This window comes from Streptomyces sp. NBC_01591 (assembly GCF_035918155.1).
Lineage (GTDB): Bacteria > Actinomycetota > Actinomycetes > Streptomycetales > Streptomycetaceae > Streptomyces.
Genome location: NZ_CP109327.1, coordinates 8,102,656 through 8,127,639, shown reverse-complemented (window position 1 = coordinate 8,127,639; position 24,984 = coordinate 8,102,656). Strand labels below are relative to the sequence as shown.

Genomic DNA, 24,984 nt, shown 5'->3' with positions numbered 1-24,984 from the left:
ATACACCTTTGTGGAACGCCAGAGGAAACACAAGGGACACACGTTAAACAGTGGTTACGGTTGCACGCATTACTCGTGACGGGTGCACCGGGCGCCTCCTCGAAGGCGATCCGCCACCACCGGCCGGGCCCTCTTCCCAAGCAATGGTTCTCTGTCATACCTTATCGGTCTCGGTGCACCCAAGGAGGAATCCCGTGGCAGACCGCACACCCCCGCTCGCCGTCGAGGAGCTGCGCTCACTCGTCGCGAGCGGGTCCATCGACACCGTCGTCCTGGCCTTTCCCGATATGCAGGGCCGACTCCAGGGCAAGCGGTTCGCCGCCGGGTTCTTCCTCGCCGAGGTTCTGGAGCACGGTACCGAGGGCTGCAACTATCTGTTGGCCGTCGACACCGACATGAACACCGTCGACGGCTATGCAATGTCCTCCTGGGAGCGCGGCTACGGCGACTTCGCCATGCTCCCGGACCTCGCCACCCTGCGGCTCCTGCCCTGGCACGAGGGCACCGCGCTGCTCGTCGCCGATCTCGCCTGGAACGACGGCAGCCCGGTCGTCGCCGCACCGCGCCAGGTCCTGCGCCGGCAGCTGGACCGGCTGGCCGGCCTCGGCTACCGGGCCCAGGTGGGCACGGAGCTGGAGTTCATCGTCTTCAAGGACAGTTACGAGCAGGCCTGGGACCGCGGCTACCGCGGGCTGACCCCGGCCAATCAGTACAACATCGACTACTCCATCCTCGGCACCGGCCGCGTCGAACCCCTGCTGCGCCGCATCCGCAACGAGATGCAGGCGGCCGGGCTGACCGTCGAGTCGGCCAAGGGCGAGTGCAATCTCGGCCAGCACGAGATCGCCTTCCGCTACGACGAGGCGCTGGTCACCTGCGACCAGCACGCGGTCTACAAGACGGGCGCCAAGGAGATCGCCGCGCAGGAGGGCGTCTCGCTCACCTTCATGGCCAAGTACGACGAGCGCGAAGGCAACTCCTGCCACATCCACCTCTCGCTCACCGACGACAACGGTGACAACGCGATGGCGGGTGACGGCCCGGACGCCATGTCCGACCTGATGCGGCACTTCCTCGCCGGACAGCTCGCCGCCCTGCGCGACTTCTCCCTGCTGTACGCGCCGAACATCAACTCCTACAAGCGGTTCCAGCCCGGCTCCTTCGCGCCGACCGCCGTCGCCTGGGGCCACGACAACCGCACCTGCTCCCTGCGCGTGGTCGGTCACGGCCGCTCCCGCCGCTTCGAGAACCGGCTGCCCGGCGGCGACGTCAATCCGTATCTCGCCACCGCCGGACTGGTCGCCGCGGGGCTGTACGGCGTCGAGCACGAGCTGGCGCTGCCGGAGGCCTGCACAGGCAACGCCTACACCTCCGAGTACGAGCAGGTGCCGACCACCCTGCGCGAGGCAGCAGACCTGTGGGAGGCCAGCCCCATCGCCAAGGAGGCGTTCGGCGAGGAGGTCGTCGCGCACTATCTGAACATGGCGCGTGTCGAACTCGCCGCCTACGACGCCGCCGTGACCGACTGGGAGCTGCGACGCTCCTTCGAGCGCCTGTGACCTCCGCCCCGTCCCTCACTCCCGATCGAGGCCCGTACGTGTCCCATCAGTCCGCACCCCACAGCCTGGACATCCTGAACCCGGCCACCGCCGAGGTCATCGCCGCCGTCCCGGCCACCGACGTCGCCACCGTCGACGCGGCCGTCGCCCGTGCCGCCACCGCCCAGCGCGTCTGGGCCGCGGCGGCACCCGCCGACCGGGCCCGGCTGCTCCGCCGGTTCGCCGCCGTCGTCGACGAACACATCGAGGAACTGGCCCTGCTGGAGGTCCGCGAGGCCGGTCACACCATCGGCAACGCCCGCTGGGAGGCGGGCAATGTGCGCGACCTCCTCGACTACTGCGCGGGCGGCGTCGAACGCCTGCTCGGCCGGCAGATCCCGGTCGCCGGCGGCATCGACTTCACCCTCCTGGAACCACTCGGCGTCATCGGGGTCATCGCCCCCTGGAACTTCCCGATGCCGATCGCCGCCTGGGGTGCGGCCCCGGCACTCGCCGCCGGCAACGCCGTCCTGCTCAAACCCGCCGAGACCACACCACTGACCGCGCTGCGCCTGGCGGAACTGGCCCTGGAGGCCGGGCTGCCCGGCGGACTGTTCCAGGTGCTGCCGGGCGAAGGACCGGTGGCGGGCGCCGCCCTGGTGGACCACCCCGGCGTGGCCAAGATCGTCTTCACCGGCTCCACCCGGACCGGCAAGCACATCATGACCCGCTGCGCCGAACGCGTGAAGCGCCTGACCCTGGAACTCGGCGGCAAGAGCCCGAACGTGGTCTTCGCCGACGCCGACCTGGAGGCCGCGGCGGCCGCCGCTCCGATGTCCTTCCTGGACAACGCCGGCCAGGACTGCTGCGCCCGGACCCGCATCCTGGTCGAGCGCTCGGCCTACGACCGCTTCCTCGATCTGCTGGCACCGGCCGTCGCCGCGGTGGTGGTCGGTGACCCGTCGGACGAGAAGACCCAGATGGGTCCGCTGATCTCGGCCGTCCAGCAGGAGCGCGTGAGCGCGTTCGTGGACGTCCTGCCCGACGGCGTACGGACCATCCTCGGCTCGGCGCCGGACGGCCCGGGGTTCTGGTACCCGCCGACCGTTCTCGCCGGGGTGTCGCCGGACGCCTCGGTGGCCGTCGACGAGGTCTTCGGGCCGGTCGCCGTGGTGCTGCCCTTCGACGACGAGGCGGACGCCGTACGGCTGGCGAACGCGACGGAGTACGGGCTGGCCGGATCGGTCTGGACGCGTGACGTGGCCCGTGCCCTGCGGGTCGGCCAGGGCCTGCGGGCCGGAAACCTCTCGGTCAACTCGCACTCCAGCGTCCGCTACGCCACCCCCTTCGGCGGCTACAAACAGTCCGGACTGGGCCGCGAGCTCGGCCCCGACGCACTCGCCGCCTTCACCGAAACCAAGAACGTCTTCATCAGCACGGAGGCCTGAGCACCATGACCGACACCACCGCAGTCTGCCGCCGCCTGGTCGGCCGCACCGCCGTAGTCACCGGAGCCGGCAGCGGCATCGGACTGGCCACCGTCCGGCGGTTGGCCGCCGAGGGCGCGCACGTCGTCTGCGCCGATGTGGACGAGGAGAGCGGCAAGGCCGCCGCCGAGGAGGTCGACGGCCTCTTCGTACGCACCGACGTCACGGACGCCGAGCAGGTGGAGGCGTTGTTCAAGGCCGCGTTCGACACGTACGGCTCGGTCGACATCGCCTTCAACAACGCGGGGATCTCGCCGCCCGAGGACGACTCCATCCTGGAGACCGGCCTCGACGCCTGGCGCCGGGTGCAGGAGGTCAACCTCACCTCCGTCTACCTGTGCTGCAAGGCCGCCATCCCGTACATGTGCCGCCAGGGCAAGGGCTCCATCATCAACACGGCCTCGTTCGTGGCCCGGATGGGCGCCGCCACCTCGCAGATCTCCTACACCGCCTCCAAGGGCGGCGTCCTGGCCATGTCGCGCGAACTCGGTGTGCAGTTCGCGCGGGAGGGCATCCGGGTCAACGCGCTGTGCCCCGGGCCGGTCAACACCCCGCTGCTCCAGGAGTTGTTCGCCAAGGACCCGGAGCGGGCCGCGCGCAGGCTGGTGCACATCCCGGTCGGCCGGTTCGCCGAGCCCACCGAGATGGCCGCCGCCGTGGCCTTCCTGGCCAGCGACGACTCCTCCTTCGTCAACGCCACCGACTTCCTGGTCGACGGCGGGCTCACCGGCGCCTACGTCACGCCGCTCTAGACCGTGCGGAGGCGGGACGGGACGCCTGGTCGTCCCGTCCCCCGTCGATGCCCGGTACGCGCGGGCGCCGGGGCGGCCACGGGAGGGTGATCCCGGACCGGTCCGAGAAGCCGCGTACGCCCTTGAGTCTGCCGAAGCAGTGGTCGAAGCTGCGGTTCCTGCATCAGCACCACCACGGGCCGGACGTCCTCGATAGTGCCGGTCGCCGTGGTCCCGGTCGCCGTCGGCATGGGACATTTACTTCCGCAGCAACACGGCCGCTACGCCCCGCGGTGCGTTTCGTCGAGCAGCACCGCCCGCAGCCGCGCGGCGAACGCGTCGGGGTCCTCGACGCAGCCGGTGTGACCGCCGGGGAACTCCACGAGCCCGCCGATCGCCCGGTCCGTCAGCCGGACACCGGGAATCGCCGTGAGCAGGGTGCGGGAGTCCTCCCCCACACCGATGACCAGCTTCTCCGTGGCGCGCTCCAGGGCCGCCAGGTCCGGTACGTAACCGCTGAACGAGCACAGCACGTGCTCCAGGAACACCGGAAGGTTGGCCCGCATCCGCCGGAACGCCTCGGCCTCCCGCGCGGACGGTTCGGCCGCCGCCCGGTGCCCGCCCCCGGCCGGCGGCACCGCCTCCGGGTCCGTCAGGCCCTCGGTCATGGTGGCCAGCGCCGCGGCCTCCCCGTCCCTGCGGAAGGAGTCGCGTACCGCCGCGAAGAGCTTCCGCCCCCGTTCCGGATCGGGCAGCAGTTCCACCAACGGCGGTTCGTGCGCGACCACTCGGTGCAGCCGCTCCGGGTGGCGGGAGAGCAGGTCCAGGGCGACGATCGCGCTCGAACTGGAACCGAAGACGGCCACCGGCCCGTCGTCCGGCGACAGCAGCTCGATGAGCCGGTACGCGTCCTCGCTCTGCACCGCCACCTGCTGGTCCGCGAGCGCGCCGTCGAGAAGGCTGCGCGAGTAGCCGCGCGGGTCGAAGGCCGCGACGGTCCACCTGTCGGCCAGCCGCGCCGCCATCCGGTCGTAGAGCCCCGCGTCGGCGCTCCCGCCCGGCATCAGCAACAGCAGCGGGCCTTCGCCGCGCACCTCGTAGTACAGCGTCGCCCCGGGCACCTTCAGGCGGCCCGTGCGCTCCGGCGCCGTGCGGTCAGCCATGGTCGCTCTCCCCCTCGTTCGTCTTCTCACCCGTCGCGGACGGCCAGTGCTCCAGCAGGAAGTGCAGGGCCTCGACGGACCGCTCCCAGGACGTCTGCACATCGCGGGGCGCACCGAAGCCCCCGCTCGCCTCCAGGGCGCAGTAGCCGTGGAAGGTGCTGCGCAACAGCCGTACCGCGTCCGTGAGATCGGGCTCTGCCAGGCCGTAGGCACGCAGCATCGCGCCGGTGGTCTCGATGGTGCGGTGGTACGCGGACGACTGGGCGACGATCGCGGGGTCGACCCGCATCTGCGTCGCCGCGTACCGTCCGGGCCGCTCCAGCGCGAAGGCCCGGTAGGCATCGGCGAACGCGACCAGGGCGTCCTTCCCGGCCCGGCCCGCCACGGCGGCGCCGATCCGGTCGATGAACTCTCCGGCGGCCAGCAGCGCGACCCGGGTACGCAGGTCGTGCAGATTCCTGACGTGCGAATACAGGCTGGCGTCCTTGACCCCGAAGCCGCGGGCCAGCGCGGAGATCGTGACCTTGTCGAAGCCGATGGAGTCGGCCAGATCGGCCGCAGCCACCACCACGCGTTCGGTCGTGAGACCCGCGCGAACCATCCGCCACCTCCGTCGAAGAATACCTAGACACCCTAGGTAGTTTCCTAATATACACAGGCCGGTTGACGGTCCGTCCGGACGATGCCGAACAGGCCGTTCCCGCGCCCCGTATCCATACTGAAGATCCCGGCATTCCTGAAGATCCCGGCATCCCCGAGACAGATTGCAGAGCACACACATGAGCGGCACTGCACAGATCGGCGTCACAGGGCTCGCGGTCATGGGCCGCAACCTCGCGCGCAACTTCGCCCGCAACGGCTTCACCGTCGCGGTGCACAACCGGACCACCGCGAAAACGGACGCCCTGGTGGAGAAGTTCGGCGGCGAGGGCTCCTTCGTCCCCGCGCACACGCCGGAGGAGTTCGTCGCGGCGCTGGAACGTCCGCGTCGGCTCGTCATCATGGTGAAGGCGGGCGATCCCACCGATGCCGTGATCCAGGAGTTCGCCCCGCTCGTCGAAGAGGGCGACGTCATCATCGACGGCGGCAACGCGCACTTCGAGGACACCCGCCGGCGGGAGAAGGCGCTGCGCGAGCGCGGGATCCACTTCGTCGGCGTCGGCATCTCGGGCGGCGAGGAGGGCGCGCTGAACGGGCCGAGCATCATGCCGGGCGGTGCGGACGAGTCGTACGAGTCGCTGGGGCCGTTGCTGGAGAAGATCGCCGCCAAGGCGAAGGACGGCACCCCCTGCACCACCCACATCGGTCCGGACGGGGCCGGGCACTTCGTGAAGATGGTCCACAACGTCGCGTAGTATGGCGGAGCCGCAGTTCAGGGCCATGCTCACGGGTGCCCAGTCAGCAAACACCCAGCATGAGTCAGGAAAACGCACCATGGCAACCCCGCTCGTTCGCGGCATGGGCAAGCTTCTTCAAGAACTGCCGCTGCACCCGTCAAAACCGCTGTGCACATCCGTACGTCGTCCGATACCGCGACGGGACGGGCCGCCAGCGCGAAGAGACTGGGTTCACCACCCAGCAGGATGCCCTCGACCGTCTGACGAAGGTCTACAACGAGAAGCGCCACACACCAGAGCGGCAGGCCGCGTCCCAGCGCGAGACAGGTCGGCACCGATTCGGTCCGTACGCGGCCTCATGGCTGACCCGGCAGCGTCATTACACGCCTGGCAGCGTCCGTACGGTGGACCAGGTCCTGAAGAATCAGGTGCTCCCCGTCCTGGAATCCCGTCGGATCAACACGTTCACCTCGACGGTGATCGACGACTTCATCATGTCGATGGAAGAGCGGTCGGTCGGATTGGGCGCCCAGCAGAACGCCTACGACACCCTCAAGAAGATCTTGCTGGATGCCTATCGCCGCGGAGGTATAGCGGAGGACCCGTTTATTGGCGTCGTCTCCCCCGAGTACATCCCACGCAAGATCACCATCCCTACCTTGGACGAGATCCGCGCGCTCAAGGAGGAAGGGAGCGAGGAGCTGCGCTTGGTCATCGACCTCATGCACGGCTGCGGGCTACGCAACGGAGAAGCCTACGCCGCGAACCTGGAACGTCTTGTGGCTGACGACGTGTACCGCATCACCGAGCAGATCGATGGCAGGACACGCCGACCCGCGCGTCTCAAGCGCCGAAAGCCAGGAGAATTCCACGAGTCTCCACTGCCGGCCACCGTGCGCGACTCGGTTCTCACCTATGCAAAGAACAAGGGAGTGGACGAGAACGGTTATCTCATCCGCACACAACGATCCCCGCACTGGGGATACTCAACCATGCAGTACCAGTGGTGGTCAGCAAGGAAGAAGGCTGGCATCACCCGAAAGCTCAACCCGTATTCACTGCGACACTTCTTCGCCTCGAACTGCCTCTCCAAGGGTGTTCCGATCACCGACGTCGCAGAGTGGATGGGGCACAGCAACATCAACATGACTTTCAGGATCTACCGCCACCTCATGCCAGCCTCGGTAGGTCGGGCGGCTCGGCTCCTCAACGAGGGACTGTGAAGCGCTTAAAGACGAAGGGCCGGGCTTGCGCCCGGCCCTTCATGCGGTCTTCTGCTGTTGGGCCCACCGGTCGAGGTCGGCCACCTTGAACTTCAGTTTGCCCCCGAAGTAGTACCTAGGGATGCCGTGCCTTCGGGACTCTTCGGTACATCCAACGTTCCGTCATGTCCAGATAGACCGCTGCGCTGGCGACTCCGATGTAACAACGCTCCATTCACTTCTCCTCACTTGGTCCGAAACCCGGTATACACGCACTCTTCGGCCGCACCAAGTCACCCTCACCATGGAGGCAGACGCAGCCGACGAACTACGAGGGTCCGGACGATCTGGACGGGCACCGGCCTGCCCGCGAGCGCGACGCCGCCGTGCGATTCGCCCTCAGAGATCACCACTGCACGGTGCCGTAACACGCGCCAGCTGCGCGTCTCCGCGCCAGGCCTGAATGTGGCACCCCGGACCGCGCTCCGCACGGAACAAACGGTCGTACCAAAGAGTGCGGACGTCCATCCGGGGAACATTGGCGACACCATGACAGCCTCCCAGTCCACGATCGTCTGTACCTCGTAGGCTCGGTAGCCCGTTCCATCATGGTGGTCGGCCGAACTGCCGAAGACCACGAAACCGGAAGCAGGCAGAGCCGCAATGAGCAGCACAGCGCAGATCGGTGTCACAGGACTTGCCGTCATGGGGCGCAACCTGGCCCGGAATTTCGCACGCAATGGATACACCGTTGCTGTACACAACCGCACGGCCGCTCGCACCCACGAACTCGTCGAACAGTTTGGCGATGAGGGTGATTTCATCGCGACCGAGAGTGCCGAGGAATTCGTGGCAGCTCTGGAAAGGCCACGACGTCTGGTCGTCATGGTGAAGGCCGGAGAGGCCACGGACGCAGTGATCGCGGAGTTCACGCCTCTCTTGGAGCCCGGCGACGTCATCATCGACGGAGGCAACGCGCACTTCGCAGACACGCGCCGCCGAGAGCGCGAGTTGCGCGAGCAGGGCGTCCACTTCGTCGGCACCGGCGTCTCCGGCGGCGAAGAAGGCGCACTCAACGGACCGAGCATCATGCCAGGCGGCAGCAAAGAATCTTATGACTCGCTTGGGCCGATGCTGGAAAAGATCTCCGCGAAGGCCAAGGACGGCGCCCCGTGCGTCACATATATCGGTCCTGACGGCGCCGGACACTTTGTAAAGATGACGCATAACGGCATCGAGTACGCGGACATGCAGCTCATCGGCGAGGCCTACCAGTTGCTCCGCGACGTGGCCGGATACTCCCCCGCGCAGATCGCGGACATCTTCCGCGTCTGGAACACCGGGCGCCTCGACTCGTACCTCATCGAGATCACAGCAGAAGTGCTCTCGCATGTCGATGCGTCGACCGGTAAGCCCTTCGTGGATGTTGTGCTCGACCAGGCGGAGCAGAAGGGCACCGGCCGTTGGACCGTGCAAGTCGCCCTCGACCTGGGCGTTCCCGTCTCCGGCATCGCCGAGGCCGTCTTCGCCCGCTCCGTCTCCGGCCACGCCGCCCTCCGTGATGCCTCACGCCACCTCGCCGGACCGACCGCCCGCAAACTCGGCGAGGACGAGGCGGCGGCATTCGCCGACCAGGTCGAGCAGGCACTGTATGCCTCGAAAATCGTCGCCTATACCCAGGGTTTCCACGAGATCGCGGCCGGCAGCGAGCAATACGATTGGGACATCAACCTCGGGAAGGTCGCCGCGATCTGGCGCGGCGGATGCATCATCCGGGCCGCGTTCCTCGACAGGATCACCAGCGCCTACGAGGCCCAGTCGCAGATGCCGAGCCTCCTCTCCGACAAGAGCTTCGCCGAAGAGATCGCCGCCGCACAGAACGACTGGCGCACCGTGATCGCCACCGCCGCTACCCAGGGCGTCCCCACCCCCGCCTTCGCCGCCGCCCTCGCCTACTACGACTCTCTCCGCGCCGACCGCCTCCCCGCCGCCCTCACCCAAGGCCAGCGCGACTACTTCGGCGCACACACCTACCACCGCATCGACCGCGTCGGCGCCTTCCACACCATCTGGGGCGGCGACAAAACTGAAGTCGAAAGCTGACCAACACCCGCAAAGCTGATGACGGGGCGGACTCGCACCAGCTTGCGATCGCGAATATTAAAGGGATCAGACGTGCTCGACTGTCCCCCCTGCCTCGCACGAGCAATGCTCAAGACCTAATAGCTGTGCACGGTGACGGGTGCCCCCTACTCAAGACCTGGAGCCGGACTCCTCTCCACAGGCAGAGGGCCCCGTCACCGTGCACCTGCCGGAGCGTGTCGCACAAGTCCATGATGGCGTCGTGATCGTGACCTGAGCCGTCCGTACGGCCACCTCTCCCTCACCACGCGAGCCGTCGAGCTCCCTCCAGAGACCGGGGACCGTGCGGGGAGCTGGGGCTGCGAACTGCTCATCGGATGTCGGGCCATCGAGCCCTCCTATTAGGTCGCGGCGCGCCCTGCACAGGCTCACACCAGGACGAGCACGAAGAGTAGGGAGCTTGAAGTTGACAATCACCTGGGATCGACTGGGCGGAAGACCACCACGACGTGGCGCTGGTCGACGAGACGGGAAAGCTGGTCGCCAAGCAGCGCATCAAGGACGACGCGGACGGTTTCCGCCAGCTGCTTGCCCTGCTCGCTGAAGCCGGTGACTGCGCTCAAGCCCCGATGCCGGTCGCGGTGGAGACCGCCCGCGGCCTGCTGTTCGCCTGCCTGCGCACCACCGGCCGCAAGATGTACTCGATCAACTCGATGGCCGTGGCACGCTACCGCGAGCGGCACCGCAGCGCCCGCGCGAAGTCCGACCACGCCGACGTGCACCGGCCGCTGCCCGCCGACTCCGAACTGGTACGGGCGATCGCCGTTCTCGCCCGCGCCCAGCAGGACACGGTGTGGAACCGCGCCCAGCTCAACAACCAGCTGCGCTCGCACCTCAAGCAGTACTACCCGGCCGCCCTCCCGGCCTTCGCCGTCCGTGGCGTGGGCCTGGACTCCCGGGAGGCCCGCGCGGTCCTCGCCGTGGCACCGACCCGCACACCGCCGCCCGCTTGCCCCGTGCCCAACTGCGGGCCGCCCTGCGCAGATCCGGACGGCAGCGGAACATCGAGGTCTAGTGCTGTGACCGCGTAGGTTCGCCGGGTTGGGTTGGGTCGAGCCGCAGTTTTCAAAGATCGCAGTCTGACCGGAGCCCGGTGTCAGAGCCTCCCGGTAGCGTGCCGGCAACCAGATCTGACGACTCTCCGGGAGAACCACCGTGGACATCCTGCTCATCGCTGGCTTGTGGCTCGACGGATCCGCATGGGACGACGTCGTGCCCGAACTCACCACGCTCGGCCACCATCCCGTGCCGCTCACCCTCCCGGGTCAGGGTGACGGCGCCGCCTCCGCGACGCTTGACGACCAGCTGGCAGCAGTGCTTGCCGCGGTTGACGCGGCGCCCGGAAAGCCTCTGGTGGTAGGGCACTCCGCAGCATCGACCCTGGCCTGGCTGGCTGGCGACGCACGACCGGAGAAGGTGGCCAAGGTTGCCTTGATCGGCGGCTTCCCCGCCGCCGATGGGCGGGCCTACGCCGATCACTTCGCGATCGAGGGCGGCGCCATGCCCTTCCCGGGGTGGGATCCTTTCGAGGGCGCGGACGCCGCTGACCTGGACCAGCAGGCCCGGGACCGCTTCGCGTCCGCCGCCGTTCCTGTCCCCGAGGCGGTCGCCAGGGGAGTCGTGCGCCTGACCGACGAGCGCCGCTTCGACGTCCCCGTTGTGGTTGTCTGTCCCGAGTTCACCCCCGCCCAGGCCGAGGAGTGGATCGCCGCCGGTGAGAGTCCTGAGCTCGCCCGCGCTACTCACCTTGAGTACGTGGACCTCGACTCGGGCCACTGGCCGATGGCCACCCGCCCCCGCGAACTCGCCCGCGTCCTGGGCGAGGCTGCCAACTCCTAGCGGCGCCGGGTTGGGTGGTCAGGCCGCGGCCGGTAGTGGTCTGCCGCCCCAGCGGAGGCCCTTCTCGCTGCGGATGCGGGCACGCTCCTTGCGTTCGGCGGCCAGGACGTCGCGGTGGCGGGCGTTGGCGTTGCGCCATCGCAGGTAGGCGTGCAGAGCCCGGGTCTGCACGGTGTGGTTGGGGTGGTGGGAGTTGGCGATGGTGAACTGTCTCAGCGGTCCGAAGTGGGCCTCGATGGGGTTCGCCCACGAGGCGTAGGTCGGGGTGAAGCACAACTCGACCTGCCTGATCGTGGCGACCGCAGACCCAGCCACCCTGCCCGCGAAGGCCACCTGGTACCTGGCCACCGACCTGCCCCGACCCGGCGGCCCCCGCGAGGCCGATAGTCCCGAACCCGCCGCTGACCTGCACGAAGTCGTCCGGATCTACGGCATCTGGCACTGGATCGAGCAGAACTACAAGCAGGTCAAGGACGAACTCGGGTGGGCCGACTTCCAGGTCCGCTCCGACACCGCCATCCGCCGCCACCAGACGCTGGTCACCTGCGCGTTCTCGTTCTGTTGGGACGCCTGGTTCAGTCCGCCACCCGAGGTTTCGCCCGGCACAGCACCACCGGAGCCGCCCGAAGAACCGAGCCGGCCCGAGAGGGGGCCCAACCAGACCCCACCAGCCCCACACGGCCAGCTGGCCAAAGCAATACGCGCCGTCCGGGCCTGGCCCGACCCCTGGACCAGCCTCCAACGATGCTGGCGAGCCTGGACGAATGCACCCCCACCACCGGAACTCCAAGCCCTGATCAACGCCGTCGGCGCAGGCCACCCGCTTGACCTCTACTCCCCGGCTTAACAAACCACCGCTAGGGGCACCGGGATGTCACCCCCGATGATCACTTCGCGGCGCAAATGACCTCGACGAAGTGGCCCACCTGCTCCTCCGGTAGGCGACGTGCGAGGTCCGCCTCGCTGATCATGCCGACCAGGCGATGGTTCTCAATGACCGGCAGCCTGCGGATCTTGTGCTCCTCCATTGCCCGCAGAACGTCATCCGTGTTGGCCCCAGCGTCAATGGTGATCGGTTTGCCCTGCTCGAGCATGCCCGCGGTCATGCTCTTCGGGTCTTTGCCTTTGGCGAGACACTTCACCACGATGTCGCGGTCGGTAACGATGCCGTGGAGCCTGTCGTCCGGCCCGCAGACCGGGAGCGCTCCGACATCCAGCTCACTCATCCGGCGCGCCGCGACCTCCAGCGTCTCGTTCTCCTGGATGCAGGTTGCATCGGCGTGCATGATCTCCCGTGCAATGGTCATGGCCGTCTCCTTCGGTCCTGAGGATCCACGCGGCAGAGCCCATAGGTCCGGGCACGCCCCGAATCTTTCCTCCCTGAAGCCAGTGTGGGTTCTTCGTACCCCGTACGCATGCTGGCTTCCAGAGTCGCCGCGCCTGGCCCGCGCGGCATCGTGACTGGCCAGACCGCGTTCGGGACGGGACCGGTAGCGGATGGCGTTTCTCTCGGTGCTTTCCGGGGGTCCATGGCCTCGACGGTGGCTGCTCGGTCCCTCGCCGGTCACTGCGAGCCGGAGGCGGATCCGGTCACCACATATGGCTGCAGCCGTGATTGAAGACATCAAGGAAATCGAGGAACAAGTCATCAGTGGCCAGGAGGCCAACGACACGCCAGTGCTCGTCCAGCACGGGCAACCTGCGCACGCCGGATCTGCGAAGCGCCTGGTAGACGGCCTGGATGTCGTCGGTGGTCTTGCAGCGTGACCACCGACGACGTCATCAGCTGCGAAGCAGCGGCTTCCGGGGAGCTGTCTCGCGCCAGGCAACGCGCCACCAGGTCGCGGTCGGTGACGATGCCTCGCAGTTCGCGCTTATCGGCGACCAACAAGCAGCCAACTGCCTCCCGGAGCATGCGCCGGCGGCATCCCTCTCAGCGGTCTTGTGGGTGAACCGTCGCCACCGGCGACATCATGTATGCGGAGGCCTTCATGGGACGCCCCTTCTCGCGTCCGGGTGGTGCTCCGGAGCGCTCGGGCCACCACTGGCAGGTGCAGCGCAGCATGCTTGCGTGACCTGTTCTTGGCCGCTGGCGCCCGCCTCCCTTCTCACGTTGCATGCGGTCCCGCACCGCGGCAGCGTCCCCTCAAGTGTCCGGTCGCGGTGTGCGGCGGCGCTGCTCACCGCTGTTCACGCAGCAGCGTGAGGCGGCGTTTGTACTCGTCCTCGTCGATTTCCCCGCGAGCGAACCGTTCTGCGAGCAGGTCTTCGGCTCGTCGGCTTCCCCATGCTGCCTCACCGGAGGACGGGCCGGACTGGCGACCTCGGTGGGTGTTGGTGAGGTAGTGGGTGAGGGCAACGATCCCGACGATCAGCAGCGACCAGAACACAACCATGATCACGGTCATGGGGGGCCATCCACTCCAGCCCCAGCCGCCGTCGTACCACATCATGCCGATCACCTTCTCTGGGACGACCAGCCGTCAACGGTTCCACAGTGGCGCTGCATGGCACCGATGCGGAAGGGAAACATGGCCCCTGTCAGAAGACTGAACGGCCCGTACGATCTGTACGCAGACGATCGCTGACGAAATCCGCTCAAGTCCTTGAGCCTCGCGTGCCTCGGCACGCTGGGGAGCGCGACACATCGAGGGTTCCGGGGAACATGTAGTCGGACCGATGTGTCAACGCGTCGGCCCCGTGCCGCGTCAATCGTGCGGGCGGCGACCGGACAGCTTGCGTGATGAATGGCGGCCTGGGCCACGGGGCCCACGTGTGTCGCCAGGTGCCGACGTCGGCCGGCTACCAGCAGATCGCTGCCCTCGGCGGCCCGTGCGACAGCCGTGGCAGGGCTTACGAGTACGGTCCTATCCGTGAAGTCCACCTGCGAGAACTTGTCACACCTGGGGCGGAGGATCTGGCCGAGGGGCTTCTGCGCGTCCTGAGCGATTCCTTCCGTTACATCGTGGTTCACGCCCCAGGGCACGTATGGGTCCACCAGCAAGCTCCGGCCAGCTCGCACCAGGACCACCGGCCGCTCGGCGCGTGCCACAACGGACGTGCTGGTGTCGCCGAGAAAATAGCTCTCGACAGGCCTCAGCCCCCCGCGAACCGAGCACGATCATCGTGGACTCCGGTGCCACTCGCAGAAGCGCATGCTCGGCATCGTCGGCGGCCAGGCTGCCGACGATGGGGAGCCCGGGTGGTGTGCACGATCCGCCTCGCCCAGTAATTCTGATCCATCTCGGCGGGAATTCCAGTTGCTCCCAGCACCAACGGAGGCCACGCGTGCATCAGGCGCAGTGTGAGCTTGCACCGCACAGCTTGGTCGGCAGCCCAACGGGCAGCGGCCAGGCCCTCGGGCGACCCGTCGAGGCCGACGATGATGGCTGGCTCCATGACGACTGCCTCCGCCTCACGAAAAGCCAGAACGACGGTGTGGGAGCCGCCCTTCCACACTGCTGTCGCCCCCTGTGTCACGGTCCAGGGCGTGGGGGACGACAGCAGGACATTGAAGGGCTGAGCAGTGGTCTCGGAAAAGGTATACGGGTGCACGGCCGCCAGCCTTGTGGTCGGACAACAGCCGCACGGTATCTCACGTGCTGGTGGGTGTACTCGGTACGTCGCCGGTCCGGTAGGCCAGGTGTTCGGCGACGGACACCACACCGTCGACACTCCTGCACAACCGTTCGATGATGGGAATCAGGCTCTTGAACTCGACGGATCCTCTGAGCGTCACCTCCCCCTGCCGGACCTCGACCGTCACCGCCGAGGGAGCGAGGCCCATCGTCTGCTGCAACACATCCCGGTTGATTTCCTCACGGATAGCATCGTCGTGGCGCAGGAAGACCCGTAGCAGGTCTCTGCGGCTGACGATGCCCAGTAGCTTGTCCGTCTCGTCCACAACGGGCAACCGTTTCACGTCCTGCACTTCCATGAGGCGGGCAGCCTCGACCACGGTCCACTCTGGACGCGCGCACACCGCGGGAGCCGACATCAGTTCCTCGGCCCTGGCCCCCTCGGCCTTGGCCCGCTCCCACGCCTCCAGATGCGGAATCGGTGTCCGGCCGGTCGGGTCGGTCAGGTCGGCCGACTTGCGCAGCAGGTCGGCCTCGGACACGACACCCATGGGCCGGTCCAATTCATCCACCACGGGCACTGCGGTGACATCGTTCTCCGCCAACAGTTTGACGATCTCCTTGAACGGCAGGTCACGCCGCGCCCGAACGACGTCTCGGGTCATGAGCTCTGCAACGGTTCGGTGATGCATGTGACTCGCCTTTCAGGGAGTGCTGGTCAGTGGTCACGCGTCGAGCGGATCAGGAACCAGACGCCCACGGTTGAGCCGACCGGGCTCGCCTTCGGGGCCAGGTGGACCCCAAGAAACGTCCCACTCGGCCCCACGGCATTGTGCTTTCCTCCTCGTGCGGCGGCACGCCGTGCGTGGCAGTTTGAGTACAGCGACACGATGAGGAACGGTGACGATCATGCGAGCTCACCTCGGCGATCACCTTGTCGTCGAAAGTCCGGCCACCGGCACCCGCAGGCGCGAGGGCGAGATCGTCGGACTCCACCATGCGGATGGAACCCCTCCCTATGACGTGCACTGGTCGGACACCGACCGGGAGACACTCGTGTTTCCCGGGCCCGACGCCCACGTGCGTCACTCCGGGTACAGGCCAGAAAGAACCCACTAGCTGGACCGGCGCCTGAATGCCGATACCCGACACGCGTCGAACGCAGTGCGTCCGGTGCCCGTCGGCCGGTCGCCGTCACAGCGCAGCCACACGTACCGCCGTGACCTTGTACTCGGGACAGGATGTGTCGGTGTCGGCGTGGTCGGACGTAAGACTGTTCACTCCGCTCGCCGGGAAGTGGAACGAACAGAAGACCTGGCCCGGTGCGGTCGTCTCGCCGATCCGGACGACGAGCCGGGCACTGCCGTGCCTGCTCTCCACCTTGACTTGCTCCCTGTTGCGCAGGCCGTACCGGGTCGCATCGTCCGGGTGTACGTCAAGGAAATCGACCGGATCCAGCTGGAGGTTGCCGCTGCGCCGCGTCATGCTTCCGGAGTTCGCGTCATGCCTCCAGGTTGCCGTTGCGGCGCAGCAGCGGCCCGGTGAGCCTCTGTTTCGGCGGCGGCGAACTGCCAGATGTGCCGCAGCACGTCCTCGGGAGCCACGCGCTGGTCGAAGGCGACCAGTCCGGCGTGCCCGAGTGCGGCACCCCGTGCGGCGAGGTCGGTCTCGGTCAGCGGCACGTCCAGCGCTTCAGCGGAGAGGAAACCGCCCAGCGGTCCGCCGACCTGGAGCGCGGTCAACTCAGCGTCATCCTTCAGGCCGGCGCCGAGTTCGGTGACGATCCGCTCCAGCGGGGTACCGAGTTCGACTTCGTAGGCACCCGGGCGGGCGAAGCGCTCGGACAGGCATACCAGTTTTGTCCCTGTCTCGGCGGAGGTCCCGCGCTGGGCGTACGTTGCACCGCCCCGGGAGACGATCCAGGGGACGGCCGCCAGGGTCTCGACGTTGTTGACCACGGTCGGCGCCCCACAGCCCGCGCTGGGTCGGGTAGGGCGGGCGCGGTCGGGCGCACCCCCGGTCCCCCTCCAAACTCGCGATCAGGGCGGTCTCCTCACCCGCGACGTACGACCCGGCTCCCTCCACCACCTTGATGTCCAGGGCCGTGGCCGTGCCGTGGACGGACGAGCCGAAGTGCACGTTGGCGTACGCCCGCGCGACCGCTTCCCGCATTCTCATCAGTGCGCGCGGATACTCGGAACGCACCAGCACCAGCCCCTGGCGGGCCCCGCACGCGAAACTGGCCAGAGCCAGGCCCTCCAGCACCCGCTCCGGGTCCTCCTCCATCAACCATGACGGCGACCGTGCGCGGTCGCCAGGTCCGCGTAGTAGCTGGCCGGTCCGAGCCCGGCTGCTGCGGGCAAGCCAACACGAGCGGCGACCGTCGGAGCCCACGCCTCGGGGCTGTCCGCCATTCCCGCTCCGGCCTCCGCGAGCGTCTCGATCAGCCGGGCACCCGGCCGACCGCGTCGGCCTGCCAGGGCCCGAAACGCGTCGAAGCGGTCTGCCGAACCGACAGGATCCATGCCTTCATCGTGGAGGCGGCCAGCCGTGTCTGCAATCCCGGCATGGGCGCTTACGGATGCGAGCAACAACAGCAGCAGGGCGATCCATGTGTGGACGGAACACGGTCGCTTCCTTAACGTCGTCCCATGTCGGACAAGAAGAGTTCGGGCGAGCCCCGGAAGCTGCCGCGCTCGCTGTACGAGCGGGAGCTGTACCGGCTCCAGACCGAGCTGGTGAAGCTCCAGGAGTGGGTGCGCGCCGAAGGCGCACGGCTCGTCGTGGTGTTCGAGGGACGTGACGCGGCGGGCAAGGGCAGCACGATCAAGCGCGTCACCGAACACCTCAATCCTCGAGTGGCACGGATCGTCGCGCTGCCGCGGCCCACCGAGCGCGAGCGCGGCCAATGGTATTTCCAACGCTATGTCGAGCACCTTCCGGCCCCGGGGGAAGTGGTCCTGTTCGACCGGAGCTGGTACAACCGCGCCGGCGTCGAGCGCGTCATGGGTTTTTGCACCATGGAGGAACACCAGCGTTTCCTTCGCCAGTGCCCGATCTTCGAGCGCATGCTCGTCGAGGACGGCATTCTGCTGCGCAAGTACTGGTTCTCGGTCAGTGACGCGGTGCAGGAGGAGCGGTTCCGGCGCAGGCTGCAGGATCCCACCCGCCGATGGAAGCTCTCGCCGATGGATCTGGAGTCGATCACCCGCTGGGAGGCCTATTCGCGGGCGAAGGACGAGATGTTCGTCCACACCGACATCTCGGAGGCTCCGTGGTACGTCGTCGAGAGCGACGACAAGCGCAGGGCCCGGCTGAACATGATCGCCCATCTCCTGTCGACCGTGCCGTACGAGACAGTCGCCCCACCGGTGATCGAACTGCCCCCGCGGCCTCCGGCCACCGGGTACCAACGGCCGCCGAGAGACCTTCAGACGTACGTCCCCGACCACGCGTCAAGGCTCGGGAAGTGAGGTGACGGGGTCACACGACCAGGCCGCGAGAGGTACTACGGCCACCGGACAGTCGGCGTGGTGAAGCAGGGTATGGGCAACCCGGCCGAGTTGGAGTCCGAGGTGGCCGTGGCGGCGATGCGCTCCGACGACGATCAGGTCCGCAGCGGCCGAGCGCTGCACCAGTACCTTTGCGGCCGATCCCTCCACCGCCGCCGAGTGCAGCCGGACCGTCGGGTGATCCTGTACGAACGCGGCCATCGCCTCGTCGATCAGGGTCGCCGCACGTTCCCTGTGATACAGGTGCTCACTGGCAGTACGCCGGGGGTCGGCACGGTTGTGCGAGGGACAGCGCCAAGCCCGTACGGCATCCAGTTCGCAGCCCCTCGCCCCGGCCTCACGGAAGGCGAACCGAACCGCCGCCGATCCACCCTCCGGTTCCCCGACGCCCAGGAGGATCCGCCCGTGCCCGCCTTCGATCCCTGCCCTGTCACCGCGCACGACGATGACGGGACACGGAGCCCGTGCGGCCACGGCCAGACCGACCGAGCCGAGCAGAAGTCCGGTGAACCCGCCACGGCCTCGATCCCCGGTGATCAGTGCCTCGGCGTTGCGGCCCTCGTGCAGTAGGGCGATCACCGCGTCCTCGGGCGTCGCCCCGGCAGAGATGTCGGCGTCCGGATGACGGCGCCGGACCCGCTCGGCGGCAGTTTCGACGATGCGGTCGGCGAGCGCCTGCTCGGAGGGTCGGCCCAGGCTGAGCGCGAGTGCGGCGCCCTCGTACTGCTCCCACCCGAACGCGTACACCAGCCGCAGCGGCAGCCCGTGGAGGGCTGCCTCATCGGCGGCCCAGTCGACCGCCCTCAGGCTGCTCTCCGATCCGTCCACACCCGAGACCAGGGGAAGCTTCATCATCCCCACCGCCTTCCGCTCGCCTGCTGGGGGAGAGTGCCTGTTCTCACGGTCGCACCGGAGCGATCGGCGGTGAGGGCCGGTTCGGCCCGGATGGGGGACGTTCGACCCTCTTCGTGGTCCGGCTGGACTGCATTACGCGACGTGCTTTTCGGCAGCGGCACGACAGGGGTCGGATGTGCTCGTCGCCGCCCTGGCGTCCGGGTGGCCCGCGAGGCGCCGGAGGCGATAGTGGAGGGACCGGGCGGCGGCCTGGTCCGGCCTTGCGATCGGGCGCAAGGAGCGACCCGGCCGACAGGGCCGCCAAGTGTTCCGGGATCGCAGAGCCCGCCCGGGGCCGGACGGACCTGCGACAAGGACCGGATGACCCATGTCCGTGAACCGGCTGCCCGGCGATGCTGACACCGGGAACCACAGAGGAGGCCACCGATGAGCGGTTCTCCGACTCGCATCACCGCGGCCCTGCCCGCCGAGTACCGTGCCCGTCTGATGGGGATCGGGCAGGAGGTCAATTTCCCCCAGGGGGTCCGTCTCTTCCGAGAAGGGGACCACGCGGACCGCTTCTGGATCCTGCGCTCAGGCACCGTCACGCTGGACATCCGCGTCCCCGGCAGCGCCCCGGTAGCCATAGAGAGTCTCGGGTCCGGCGAACTGGTCGGCTGGGCCTGGCTGTTCAAGCCCTACATCTGGCACCTCGGAGCAGAGGCGATGACGCCTGTCCGTACCCATGAGTTCGACGCGGCGACCGTACGCATGATGATGGACGCGGATCCCGCCTTCGGTTCGGCCATCGGCCATTGGGTCGGGCAGGTCCTCGCCCACCGCTTGCAGGCCACCCGGATCCGTCTGCTCGATCTCTACGCCCCGCACGGCAGCGGCGGATTCGTGTGAGTACGCCGTCGTGCCACCACCCAGGAGTCACGCCCGAGGAGCACCCCATGGCCGCGTCCCCGTACACCGTCAGCGACGTCATGACCTACACCGCCGTGGCCATCGGCCGCGAAGCCTCGTACAAGGAGATCGTCGAGCTGATGCACCAGTGGAAAGTCAGCGCCGTGCCGGTCCTCGAAGGCGAGGGCCGCGTCGTCGGGGTCGTCTCCGAGGCGGACCTGCTGCCGAAGGAGGAGTTCCGGCAGGACGACCCGAAGCGGCCCGCCCAATTGGAGGAGGCGACCAAGGCCGACGCCGTACTGGCCGAGGATCTGATGTCGAGTCCGGCCGTCACCGTCCACCCTGACGCCACGCTCGCCGAGGCCGCCCGGATCATGGCGCGCAAGCGCGTGAAACGACTGCCCGTCGTGAACGATCTCGGCATGCTGGAGGGCGTCGTGAGCCGCAGCGACCTCCTGAAGGTGTTCCTGCGCCCGGACGAAGAGATCGACGAGGAGATCCGGTCCGCCGTCGTCGCCGAACTGTCTCCCCCGGACCGGGTGGAATTCACTGTGCTGAACGGTGTCGTCACCGTTCAGGGACCTCTCCGGGACCGTTCCCTGGTGCCGCTTCTGGCCCGGGCCATTCGCGCGGTCGAAGGCGTCGTGGACGTCCGCATGGATCTTGCCTGAAGCTTCCGGGAGAGCGGTTTCAGGGAGACGGTCATCAACGAGACGACGCGGTCGTACCGTAGCGGCACTCACTGAACGACGAAGCACCTCGCGCCACCTCCGGTCCGGTCGGCGCGGGGCTCCTGTCCGGGTTTCCTCTCCCTGGCCGGAGCGTTCGTCACGACGGGGTTCACACGAGGGGAACCGTGATCACTGGGCAGTGCGCCCGGTGCAGCAGACCATGGACAACGGAGCCGAGCCGCATGCCCTCATAGCCGCCACGGCCACGGCGGCCCACCACGACGGCCAGGGCGTGCTCGGCCGCCCCGGCCAGCTCCTCCACCGGATGTCCGGTCGGTACCTCGTGGATCACGTGCACGTCCGGGTACCACGGTGACCAACTCGCCGTGGTCTCGGAGAGCATGCGTCGCTGAGCCTGCACGGCGTTCTTCTCGTCGTGGAGCATGAATACGGGCGGCTGCCACACCGAGACGGCGCGGAGCGCTGCTCCGCGCAGGTCGGCCTCCTCGAACGCGAACCCCAACGCCGCCTTCGCCTTCGAGGACTCGCTGCCGTCGATTCCCACGACCAGGTAGGTCGGCTGTTGGGTGATGTACTCCGCGTCACCCACGACCACCACGGGGCAGCGCGCCCGGGCCGTGACAGGGACGACGAGAGAACCAGCGCTGAAGTATTCCGCCGCACGGCTCAGGTGGCGGGATCCGAGAACGACCATGCGGGCCCGCGCAGTCAGCCACCCGATCACGGCAGCCGGGAAACCATCGAGCAGATCAGAGGTACGGCCAGGACGAGCCGGAGGTCCAGCCCGCGTCGACGCGCCTCGTCGGCCGCCCAGGCCAACGCCAGGTGCCGGTTCCTGGCCGGGTCGATACCTATGACGAGCTCACGGCGTTCGTCGGCGTCCATCACGAATTGCTCCCCTGTCCGGAACCGTGCCGCGGAATGAGCTGCACGGGACAGTGCGCGTGGTGCAGAAGGCTGTGCGTCGCCCGCCCGAGGGTGGGGCCGATGTATCCGGGCGTCCGTCGCCCACCCATCACGAGCAGATCCGCATGGCGCGATGCCTCGACTCGAACGCCCGGCATCGGCCTAACCGAAGGAACGGCGGTATCTCGGCCGAGGAGCCGTCCGGGACCGAGCGAGGGACGAACGGCCCATACGTACCGGGCGGCGATCCGCTCCATGCTGAAGGCATCGCCCCTTCCCGACGTCCGGGAGACCCACAATGCTCACCGACGCACTCGAAGACAGCGCACTGGCCGACCTCGTCGCCGATGCCACTGCCGCCCCGTCCATGCACAACGCTCAGCCCTGGCTCTTCCGCTATGGACGCCGCAGCCGCACCCTCACGCTCCGGGCGGACTTCGAGCGCGCGATGCCGGACCGACCCCTCCGCCCGCGCCCTTCACATCGGCTGCGGCGCGGCCGGGCGACCGCACCGCGGACTGGCTGCGTGCCGGTCAGGCCCTGGAACGGGTTCTGCTCACTGCCACGCTCCATCAGGTGTCCACATCGTTCGCGACCCAGCCCCTCGAATGGCCGGACCTGCGCTGGGTCCTGCGCGACCCGGTCTTCGGCACGGGACACCCGCAGATGATCATCCGTCTGGGGTACGGGCCGAGCGGGCCACGCACACCACGACGTCCCCCCAACCATGTCCTGACCATCGAACCGTAAAAACCGGACCGTATCCATCGCAGCAGGAGCCGTCCGAGCAGGAAAGGCGGTGGGAGCCATGCAGCTCCCCATAGTCGTCGGAGTGGACGGATCAGGGGGCAGCCTCCGTGCCCTGGACTGGGCCGCGGCGGAAGCGGCACGCTCGCAGCTTCCCCTGCGCGTCGTCTATGCGTCGTTGTGGGAGCACTACGAAGGCATGCGTCCCACCTTCGACACCGAGCGTCCGGCCGAGCAGATCCTCGCCGAGCATCTCGTCGCATCCGCGCAGGAACGTGTGCATCGCCTCCACGCCGAGGTGCGGGTGCTCGCCGACGTACAGCCGGAGGATCCGGTCAGCGCGCTGGTGCGCGAGAGCCACGAGGCAGCCCTGATCGTTCTCGGCTCCCGGGGCCGCGGCCGTATCGCCGGGATGCTCCTGGGGTCCGTGAGTCTCGCCGTCACGGGCCGGTCCCACTGCCCGGTTGTCGTGATCCCGGCGGCCGCACCGGACGCCCAGCCGAAGCCGGGCCGCGTCGTCGTCGGCATCGGCGACGCCGCAGGACCGTCCGCAGCCGCCCGTTTCGCACTCGCCCAGGCGGCATCACGCCACGGCGAGCTGATCGCCGTACGCGCCTGGCGGTGCCCCGCCCACGAAACCGCGGATCATCCGCTCCTCGCCGGCTCCCCGGCCGCCGCACACCACCGACGCGCCGAGGAACACCTCGAAGACGTCCTGGCCGTACTCGAACGGACCGGGTCCGAAGCGGATGCACCACCGATCCGTGGTGCAGGGACCCGTACACCAGGTACTCATCGAGGAGGCCGAACGGGCTGAGCTCCTGGTCGTCGGCGCACGCCGTGCCGGTGGACACCATGGTCCGCACCTCGGACCGGTGAACCACGCGGTGTTGCACTACGCGTCCTGCCCGGTCGCCGTCGTCCCGGACACCCACTGAGCGCGAGTGCGGCACCGGTCCTCAAGGGGCACCTTTGACCAAGTGATCAAGGATGGGGTACGAGGACGACCGGGCAGTGCGCGTGGTGCAGGACAGCATGCGTCACGTGGCCGAGCGGAGAACCGATGGAGTGGGAACGCCGACGGGATCCAATGACGATCACGTCGGCTCCGGCAGTCGCTGCCACCAGCACCTCGGAGACGGACACGGCACGAACGACGTGTTCGGTCACCGTGAGGTCCGGGAAATCCGTGCGCACGGGCGCGACGAGCCGGGCAGCCGCGGTCGCCTGGTCCGCGGCGAGCCGGTCCACACCATCGAACATCGTCGCCATGCTGCCGACGTTCTCCAGGAAGATCCATGCGCGGAACCGGCTTCGCCGAGCAGGCATGCTGCCGGCTCGTTCTCGCACACGGCCGTCGTCACGGGGACGGCGGGATCAAGTCGGTGTGCGAGTGCGACAGCCTCTTCCAGCACGCCTTCCGCGAAGCCGTCGATCTGTCGGCTGTCCTCCTGGGAGAGGTACGGTCTGCCGTGGCCCGTCGCGTACGCGATCCGCAGCGGCCGACTGCGAGCAGCCGCCTCGCCCGCGGCCCACCGCACCGCCCGCGTCGCATGGTCGGAGCCATCGGTGCCGACCACGACCGGTCCTGTCATGGTCACGCTTGAGCGAGTGCTGTTCATGGTCTCTCCTTGGGGTTGCGTGTGCTGATCCGCTAGCGATTTCGGAACTGCTCGGACAGTTCGGCTTCCACCTCGTCCCATTCCTTCTCCCACCCCCTGTACCTGATGGTGTCCACCAGCTTCGTGAAGACCTTCCACATTGCGGTGAATAGTCCCGTCGCCAGCGCGAAAGTCACTGTTGCCGTCATCCACGCGGATGCAACGGCCTCCCCTGGTGTCGCGGGTCCCCTGCTGGTGGCCGCACCTTGAGCAGTGGTCCAGATCGGGACCGTGGTACCGGCCGGACTGCCCGCCCAGACACTGACCACCGCCGTGCGCACGTGACCGTCGGGCTGTGTCCAGCAGACGGGGGCGCGCACCAACGACTGTGCTCTGGCATCCACTGCGGGGCCGCCGGCATCGGAGACGAGCCGAGCCTCGACTTTTGTCGTATCGGAGAGTGTGGCAGCACGACGGGTCTCGGCATCGTGCACCGCACGGCCCGTGGCGGCCGATGCAAAGGGTGCCGCCAGCAGGAAGACCACAACCAGGATCACTCTGCCCCAGCGCTGGATCCGGTCCGAGACGCGGACCGGCAGCCTACGCGTGCTGGACCCGCCGGGTCCTCGGCCTGCTTCAGGGGGCACTTGTTCAGTCATGATCCGGCCTCATTCCCCTGCTGCACCGCCCCTTGCCCGTAGCGCATCGCGAAGCACGCGGGCAGGAGCGGATGCCACCACCCTGTGCGCCCCGTGCGGCCTGCGGC

28 protein-coding genes and 8 pseudogenes are annotated in these 24,984 nt (G+C 68.2%); 16 read left to right on the top strand and 20 right to left on the bottom strand.

Annotated elements, in window-relative coordinates; all coding sequences use genetic code 11:
* Positions 1-194: 194 nt before the first annotated feature.
* From OG978_RS37645 to OG978_RS37635, 3 genes are read left to right on the top strand one after another with little or no spacing between them, the layout of a single operon-like run.
* Positions 195-1,559, top strand: coding sequence for a glutamine synthetase family protein (locus OG978_RS37645; RefSeq protein ID WP_326769509.1), 1,365 nt, complete (start codon positions 195-197; stop codon positions 1,557-1,559).
* A 38-nt stretch (positions 1,560-1,597) separates the two neighbouring features.
* Positions 1,598-2,986, top strand: coding sequence for an aldehyde dehydrogenase family protein (locus OG978_RS37640; RefSeq protein ID WP_326769508.1), 1,389 nt, complete (start codon positions 1,598-1,600; stop codon positions 2,984-2,986).
* A 5-nt stretch (positions 2,987-2,991) separates the two neighbouring features.
* A complete protein-coding gene (locus tag OG978_RS37635) occupies positions 2,992-3,777 on the top strand; it encodes a 3-oxoacyl-ACP reductase (RefSeq protein WP_326769507.1) in 786 nt (261 codons plus the stop codon).
* A 260-nt stretch (positions 3,778-4,037) separates the two neighbouring features.
* On the opposite strand, the gene OG978_RS37625 is transcribed toward OG978_RS37635, so the two are convergent.
* Complete coding sequence (locus tag OG978_RS37625; protein ID WP_326769506.1) at positions 4,038-4,919, bottom strand: alpha/beta fold hydrolase; 882 nt, start codon at positions 4,917-4,919, stop codon at positions 4,038-4,040.
* Entirely contained in the window at positions 4,912-5,520 is a 609-nt protein-coding gene (locus tag OG978_RS37620) for a TetR/AcrR family transcriptional regulator (RefSeq protein WP_326769505.1), read from the bottom strand. The genes OG978_RS37625 and OG978_RS37620 overlap by 8 nt, the downstream gene beginning before the upstream one ends.
* Before the next feature lie 178 nt (positions 5,521-5,698).
* Between OG978_RS37620 and OG978_RS37615 the strand changes: the two are divergent.
* The 5 genes and pseudogenes from OG978_RS37615 to OG978_RS37595 all read left to right on the top strand — a co-directional run.
* Positions 5,699-6,265: pseudogene (locus OG978_RS37615) on the top strand (NAD(P)-binding domain-containing protein); the annotation flags it as partial.
* 68 nt (positions 6,266-6,333) lie between these two features.
* Positions 6,334-7,479, top strand: a complete 1,146-nt coding sequence (locus tag OG978_RS37610) for a tyrosine-type recombinase/integrase (RefSeq protein WP_326769504.1) — start codon at positions 6,334-6,336, stop codon at positions 7,477-7,479.
* Positions 7,480-8,121: 642 nt separating this feature from the next.
* Positions 8,122-9,561, top strand: coding sequence for an NADP-dependent phosphogluconate dehydrogenase (gene gndA, locus OG978_RS37605; protein WP_326769503.1), 1,440 nt, complete (start codon positions 8,122-8,124; stop codon positions 9,559-9,561).
* 461 nt (positions 9,562-10,022) lie between these two features.
* Positions 10,023-10,600: pseudogene (locus tag OG978_RS37600) on the top strand (IS110 family transposase); the annotation flags it as partial.
* Positions 10,601-10,755: 155 nt separating this feature from the next.
* A complete protein-coding gene (locus tag OG978_RS37595) occupies positions 10,756-11,439 on the top strand; it encodes an alpha/beta fold hydrolase (protein ID WP_326769502.1) in 684 nt (227 codons plus the stop codon).
* 18 nt (positions 11,440-11,457) lie between these two features.
* Here OG978_RS37595 and OG978_RS37590 read toward each other — a convergent pair.
* Positions 11,458-11,724: pseudogene (locus OG978_RS37590) on the bottom strand (IS630 family transposase); the annotation flags it as partial.
* A 1-nt stretch (position 11,725) separates the two neighbouring features.
* Here OG978_RS37590 and OG978_RS37585 point away from each other — a divergent pair.
* Positions 11,726-12,267 (top strand): annotated as a pseudogene (locus OG978_RS37585) (IS701 family transposase); the annotation flags it as partial.
* Between the two features lie 59 nt (positions 12,268-12,326).
* On the opposite strand, the gene OG978_RS37580 reads toward OG978_RS37585, so the two are convergent.
* From OG978_RS37580 to OG978_RS37560, 6 genes and pseudogenes are all read right to left on the bottom strand, one after another.
* Positions 12,327-12,746: a CBS domain-containing protein gene (locus tag OG978_RS37580; protein WP_326769501.1), complete on the bottom strand. Its 420-nt coding sequence runs from the start codon at positions 12,744-12,746 to the stop codon at positions 12,327-12,329.
* A gap of 283 nt (positions 12,747-13,029) precedes the next feature.
* Positions 13,030-13,146: a hypothetical protein gene (locus OG978_RS48490; protein ID WP_442817801.1), complete on the bottom strand. Its 117-nt coding sequence runs from the start codon at positions 13,144-13,146 to the stop codon at positions 13,030-13,032.
* A gap of 136 nt (positions 13,147-13,282) precedes the next feature.
* Positions 13,283-13,354: pseudogene (locus tag OG978_RS48485) on the bottom strand (hypothetical protein); the annotation flags it as partial.
* Positions 13,355-13,619: 265 nt separating this feature from the next.
* Positions 13,620-13,892 carry an SHOCT domain-containing protein gene (locus OG978_RS37570; protein WP_326769499.1) on the bottom strand — a complete coding sequence of 91 codons (273 nt, stop codon included), beginning with the start codon at positions 13,890-13,892 and terminating at the stop codon, positions 13,620-13,622.
* 643 nt (positions 13,893-14,535) lie between these two features.
* Positions 14,536-14,838, bottom strand: a complete 303-nt coding sequence (locus tag OG978_RS48480; protein WP_442817867.1) for a universal stress protein — start codon at positions 14,836-14,838, stop codon at positions 14,536-14,538.
* 196 nt (positions 14,839-15,034) lie between these two features.
* Positions 15,035-15,709 carry a CBS domain-containing protein gene (locus tag OG978_RS37560; RefSeq protein WP_326769498.1) on the bottom strand — a complete coding sequence of 225 codons (675 nt, stop codon included), beginning with the start codon at positions 15,707-15,709 and terminating at the stop codon, positions 15,035-15,037.
* A gap of 217 nt (positions 15,710-15,926) precedes the next feature.
* Between OG978_RS37560 and OG978_RS37555 the strand changes: the two are divergent.
* A pseudogene (locus OG978_RS37555) lies at positions 15,927-16,106 on the top strand (DUF1918 domain-containing protein); the annotation flags it as partial.
* Between the two features lie 105 nt (positions 16,107-16,211).
* Here OG978_RS37555 and OG978_RS37550 read toward each other — a convergent pair.
* The 4 genes and pseudogenes from OG978_RS37550 to OG978_RS37535 all read right to left on the bottom strand — a co-directional run bounded on the left by OG978_RS37550 (position 16,212) and on the right by OG978_RS37535 (position 17,542).
* Positions 16,212-16,502: a molybdopterin dinucleotide binding domain-containing protein gene (locus OG978_RS37550; protein ID WP_326769497.1), complete on the bottom strand. Its 291-nt coding sequence runs from the start codon at positions 16,500-16,502 to the stop codon at positions 16,212-16,214.
* Positions 16,499-16,975, bottom strand: a complete 477-nt coding sequence (locus OG978_RS37545) for a hypothetical protein (protein ID WP_326770326.1) — start codon at positions 16,973-16,975, stop codon at positions 16,499-16,501. The genes OG978_RS37550 and OG978_RS37545 overlap by 4 nt, the downstream gene beginning before the upstream one ends.
* Before the next feature lie 79 nt (positions 16,976-17,054).
* Positions 17,055-17,303, bottom strand: a pseudogene (locus OG978_RS37540) (protein disulfide oxidoreductase); the annotation flags it as partial.
* Positions 17,303-17,542 (bottom strand): hypothetical protein, encoded by a 240-nt coding sequence (locus OG978_RS37535; protein ID WP_326769496.1) that lies wholly within the window; start codon positions 17,540-17,542, stop codon positions 17,303-17,305. The pseudogene OG978_RS37540 and the gene OG978_RS37535, both read right to left, overlap by 1 nt.
* A 126-nt stretch (positions 17,543-17,668) precedes the next feature.
* Between OG978_RS37535 and ppk2 the strand changes: the two genes are divergently transcribed.
* Positions 17,669-18,490 (top strand): polyphosphate kinase 2, encoded by an 822-nt coding sequence (gene ppk2, locus OG978_RS37530; RefSeq protein WP_326769495.1) that lies wholly within the window; start codon positions 17,669-17,671, stop codon positions 18,488-18,490.
* Here the strand turns inward: ppk2 and OG978_RS37525 are convergent.
* On the bottom strand, positions 18,473-19,384 hold the full coding sequence (locus tag OG978_RS37525; RefSeq protein WP_326769494.1) for a universal stress protein: 912 nt from the start codon (positions 19,382-19,384) through the stop codon (positions 18,473-18,475). The genes ppk2 and OG978_RS37525 overlap by 18 nt on opposite strands.
* Positions 19,385-19,810: 426 nt before the next feature.
* On the opposite strand from OG978_RS37525, the gene OG978_RS37520 reads away from it, so the two are divergent.
* Complete coding sequence (locus OG978_RS37520; RefSeq protein ID WP_326769493.1) at positions 19,811-20,272, top strand: cyclic nucleotide-binding domain-containing protein; 462 nt, start codon at positions 19,811-19,813, stop codon at positions 20,270-20,272.
* A 47-nt stretch (positions 20,273-20,319) separates the two neighbouring features.
* Positions 20,320-20,943, top strand: a complete 624-nt coding sequence (locus tag OG978_RS37515) for a CBS domain-containing protein (protein WP_326769492.1) — start codon at positions 20,320-20,322, stop codon at positions 20,941-20,943.
* 169 nt (positions 20,944-21,112) lie between these two features.
* On the opposite strand, the gene OG978_RS48475 is transcribed toward OG978_RS37515, so the two are convergent.
* From OG978_RS48475 to OG978_RS37505, 3 genes are all read right to left on the bottom strand, one after another.
* Positions 21,113-21,553: a universal stress protein gene (locus tag OG978_RS48475; protein ID WP_442817800.1), complete on the bottom strand. Its 441-nt coding sequence runs from the start codon at positions 21,551-21,553 to the stop codon at positions 21,113-21,115.
* Between the two features lie 131 nt (positions 21,554-21,684).
* The gene (locus tag OG978_RS48470; RefSeq protein WP_442817799.1) at positions 21,685-21,849 is read right to left on the bottom strand and encodes a hypothetical protein; all 165 of its coding nucleotides are present in this window, start codon (positions 21,847-21,849) and stop codon (positions 21,685-21,687) included.
* The gene (locus OG978_RS37505; protein WP_326769491.1) at positions 21,849-22,028 is read right to left on the bottom strand and encodes a universal stress protein; all 180 of its coding nucleotides are present in this window, start codon (positions 22,026-22,028) and stop codon (positions 21,849-21,851) included. The genes OG978_RS48470 and OG978_RS37505 overlap by 1 nt, the downstream gene beginning before the upstream one ends.
* Before the next feature lie 346 nt (positions 22,029-22,374).
* Between OG978_RS37505 and OG978_RS37500 the strand changes: the two are divergent.
* From OG978_RS37500 to OG978_RS48465, 3 genes and pseudogenes are all read left to right on the top strand, one after another.
* Positions 22,375-22,620 (top strand): annotated as a pseudogene (locus OG978_RS37500) (Acg family FMN-binding oxidoreductase); the annotation flags it as partial.
* A gap of 58 nt (positions 22,621-22,678) precedes the next feature.
* Positions 22,679-23,434 carry a universal stress protein gene (locus tag OG978_RS37495; RefSeq protein ID WP_442817798.1) on the top strand — a complete coding sequence of 252 codons (756 nt, stop codon included), beginning with the start codon at positions 22,679-22,681 and terminating at the stop codon, positions 23,432-23,434.
* Positions 23,367-23,555: a universal stress protein gene (locus OG978_RS48465; protein ID WP_442817797.1), complete on the top strand. Its 189-nt coding sequence runs from the start codon at positions 23,367-23,369 to the stop codon at positions 23,553-23,555. The genes OG978_RS37495 and OG978_RS48465 overlap by 68 nt, the downstream gene beginning before the upstream one ends.
* 46 nt (positions 23,556-23,601) lie before the next feature.
* Here OG978_RS48465 and OG978_RS37490 read toward each other — a convergent pair whose 3' ends face one another.
* From OG978_RS37490 to OG978_RS37480, 3 genes are read right to left on the bottom strand one after another with little or no spacing between them, the layout of a single operon-like run.
* Positions 23,602-23,889 (bottom strand): universal stress protein, encoded by a 288-nt coding sequence (locus OG978_RS37490; RefSeq protein WP_326769490.1) that lies wholly within the window; start codon positions 23,887-23,889, stop codon positions 23,602-23,604.
* Complete coding sequence (locus tag OG978_RS37485; protein WP_326770277.1) at positions 23,784-24,212, bottom strand: universal stress protein; 429 nt, start codon at positions 24,210-24,212, stop codon at positions 23,784-23,786. The genes OG978_RS37490 and OG978_RS37485 overlap by 106 nt, the downstream gene beginning before the upstream one ends.
* A 59-nt stretch (positions 24,213-24,271) precedes the next feature.
* Positions 24,272-24,877: an Rv1733c family protein gene (locus OG978_RS37480; protein WP_442817796.1), complete on the bottom strand. Its 606-nt coding sequence runs from the start codon at positions 24,875-24,877 to the stop codon at positions 24,272-24,274.
* Positions 24,878-24,984: the final 107 nt, after the last annotated feature.